Raw genomic sequence first — 2,825 nt, 5'->3', positions numbered from 1 at the left:
CGGGGCCTGCCAGTGAATACACCTTCTATGTTCGCAAGGATCTTTGGATGTCCTCAATGGACCGAAACCAGGGACCCTATGAGCAGGCTATCACCCTCGCCGCGTCCAACGTCGACGACTTCATCAGGGCTCACGCCATAAACGTCCTCTTCATGGATATCGAGGGTGCCGAAGAGGACCTGCTTGTTCGAGCCGAACTGCCCGGCGTTCAGCGCATTTTCATCGAGTTGCACGATCACCTTTATGGACTGGCCGGCATTCGCCGTTTCACGCAAGCGCTGGCTCTTAAAGGGTTCGCCTACGACCCGCGCGCGTCCTACGGGTCTTGCGTGCTCTTTGCGCAGGACGATGGCCCCCGCCCATACCAGTCCGAAGCAAGCAACGAAAACTTCAAGTGATTCAATGTGGCCCGTAGGAGTTGCGCCGTCACTACTTGCGCTTCGATCAACAGCAGGAAGCCGCCCTGGCGAGAAGTGGTGACGCAGGGTCATCGCCAACCAAACCAAGGTTCTGCACCTGACTTTTGCGCCTTGCAAGCTATTGAGATTGCAGCTCCTGAGAACTGGTGCGTAAATCTTGATCTCTGCACACGATGCAATCGGTGTGACTGGATAGATTATGGAACTCTCAACCGAATCTTGGGCTGCATATGAAGCGGCATTCCGCGGTCTCAGGGGCGCTCAAGCGGCAATCAACTGGTTTGGTGAAGTGCCTAGCTTCCATGATGCGGACCTTGTTGCTCTAAACTTAGTCGCAGACGGTCCGTCATCAATTAGCGTCAAGTTGTACAGGCTGGAGCCAACAGGACGCAACGCGCGGGTTTTGCAAGCGGTGGATTCTCGTCTTATCGTATTCATTTTCGATGAGGTGGTGGACCTTGAACTCGAGAGCTTCGGCCCGAGGACAGAGCTAAACGCCCTGTGGCTTGGCCCAGCAAACGAGCGTGAAGGTCGCCCGTGTTTTTCAATTGCAGTCCCGCAACCTACTGACTTGGAATTGCTGATCGAGCCGCACTACGGGCTGAGCGGCTGGCTTCGATGCCGCAACATATCGATTGAAGTGCGCCTTACCACTTGAAGTACGAACTGGTGCACAAATCTTGATTTCTGCACGTGGATACCGAGTGCCGAAGGGCTGAAGCATGATCAAGTTTAGGCTAGGGGAACATGGGCAGGTTCAAGAGCCATTCTTACACGATGGCTACATGACCGGCATCAAGCTTGAGGGGAAGACAACTCACGTTTTCTTAGAAACCACCTCGGGCGAAGCTTACAAGTTGACGCTACATGAAGTTCGAGAGTTCATAGCCAACAATGTTCTTACAGGAAACATCATCTTCGATCTGTGGATAGTATCTGGTAGCAAACTTGCCGACGACCACGACTTCGGCAACCTATTAGAGCCGCCACACTCGTCAGCTGCGAGAGCATATCACGACGCATATGCGACCCGCCGCAAGCAGGTGACTCAAGAGATCGAGACTGGAGAGCTGACCCTGTGCTGGATGGATGCGTCCTACGGCGCTACCTTTGACGCCATTTGCGGAAGCGTCTCGCTCAAACCGAGCAATTAGCCTCATCACCACGTGCGGTCGTTAGCCGGATATATCTCGATCGACCGCCTTGGCGTGATCTTCTTCAGGTCCGATCCAGCGATGGTCCGCAGTTTCTGCTGCCACGTACATAAAGGCATTCCATTGCCGGACGTAGATCCAGTTCACGAATGCCGTCTGCGGCACATCAGGTAAGCGGATTGCGGGTGCACTTTTCAAAGTGGAGACCTCACCCGTATCGATCACTAACCACGCTTCATCACCCGGATAGTCAGGATCGGGCGGCTCCACGATCCAAAAATGCAGTCCGGTCAGATTGATTATGGCTGGGCGGTAAGCCTCTATCTGTTCGGTCGGCCCACCCACAGCTTCAAGACTAGTTCCACTGATCGCGTAGCATAATTGATCGAGCATTTGTGGAGTTCGGCATCGTGAAGGCCATTGGGCAGCGAAATGGCCAGCTCGTCCAAAGTCATAAGATTGCACTACCGGTTGGGTGACTGCTTAGACTGTAATTAGGCCAGAAGTCGAAAGTCCGCAAACCACCCCAATTAAGTCGGTGCGGAGCGTTCCAAAAGGGAGATTACGCGCTTCGTGTACGGCAGCATTTGCGCCACATGCGTCGGCGCATGAAAATCGCTGGTCGAGAAACAGCGTCGCCGTCTGCCCTTACGGCCGGTTGAACGTCGGCGGTGTATAGACCGGCAGGTTGTCGAAGCGGCGCTGGATTTCGAGCTGGTTGACGCGGGTTTCGATCTGGTTGAGCTCCATCTCGTACTGCCGGCGATCGGTCTCGTCGGAGGCTTGCCGCTGCAGGCAGATGATGCGTTGCTCGTTGGCCTTGATTGCTTCAGCCGTGTTGCCCGGAACGGCGGCGGGGCAGGCGGCCGTGGCCGCGCCAGAAGTTATTGTGACGAGAAGGAGGGCAGGGGCGAATAGCTTGAACATGGGCAATCTCCTCCACCACAAATGGTGATTGCCCTTTCAACGGCAAGGCAAGGTCAGGCGATCCCTTGCTACTCGGCAGCGACCGTCAATTTTTCGGTATGACGTGCCTTGAGGCGATTGAGCTGATGGGCGGCATGAGCCAGCAGCGCTGTTCGGACTTCGGCCGTCGAGACATGCCCGACATCTGCCTTGACCTTGAGGTCGAGGTTATAGGTGGTCAGGTTACCCATAAAGTATTACTGGATGCGAACACGCACCACTCCGGTCACCAGTCCGGGAATGGTCCTGTGCGGTCCGAAATAGCGGAGTTCGCAACCTTTAACTT

At 55.2% G+C, this 2,825-nt stretch carries 6 protein-coding genes; 3 read left to right on the top strand and 3 right to left on the bottom strand.

The window, feature by feature from the left end:
- From AC5JLB_RS23870 to AC5JLB_RS23860, 3 genes are all read left to right on the top strand, one after another.
- Positions 1-398 (top strand): FkbM family methyltransferase (locus AC5JLB_RS23870; protein WP_495876324.1); only part of this gene is annotated, 398 nt, incomplete at its 5' end.
- Positions 399-618: 220 nt separating this feature from the next.
- The gene (locus AC5JLB_RS23865; RefSeq protein WP_495876323.1) at positions 619-1,077 is read left to right on the top strand and encodes a hypothetical protein; all 459 of its coding nucleotides are present in this window, start codon (positions 619-621) and stop codon (positions 1,075-1,077) included.
- A 64-nt stretch (positions 1,078-1,141) separates the two neighbouring features.
- On the top strand, positions 1,142-1,573 hold the full coding sequence (locus AC5JLB_RS23860; RefSeq protein WP_495876322.1) for a hypothetical protein: 432 nt from the start codon (positions 1,142-1,144) through the stop codon (positions 1,571-1,573).
- A 21-nt stretch (positions 1,574-1,594) separates the two neighbouring features.
- Here the strand turns inward: AC5JLB_RS23860 and AC5JLB_RS23855 are convergent, their stop codons facing one another.
- The 3 genes from AC5JLB_RS23855 to AC5JLB_RS23845 all read right to left on the bottom strand — a co-directional run bounded on the left by AC5JLB_RS23855 (position 1,595) and on the right by AC5JLB_RS23845 (position 2,730).
- The gene (locus tag AC5JLB_RS23855) at positions 1,595-1,966 is read right to left on the bottom strand and encodes a hypothetical protein (RefSeq protein WP_495876321.1); all 372 of its coding nucleotides are present in this window, start codon (positions 1,964-1,966) and stop codon (positions 1,595-1,597) included.
- 255 nt (positions 1,967-2,221) lie between these two features.
- Positions 2,222-2,500, bottom strand: a complete 279-nt coding sequence (locus AC5JLB_RS23850; RefSeq protein WP_495876320.1) for a hypothetical protein — start codon at positions 2,498-2,500, stop codon at positions 2,222-2,224.
- A gap of 68 nt (positions 2,501-2,568) precedes the next feature.
- The gene (locus tag AC5JLB_RS23845) at positions 2,569-2,730 is read right to left on the bottom strand and encodes a hypothetical protein (protein ID WP_495876319.1); all 162 of its coding nucleotides are present in this window, start codon (positions 2,728-2,730) and stop codon (positions 2,569-2,571) included.
- Positions 2,731-2,825 lie beyond the last annotated feature (95 nt).

The sequence above is a fragment of the Myxacorys chilensis genome, assembly GCF_059505265.1.
This window is presented reverse-complemented; position numbering and strand designations above follow the sequence as displayed.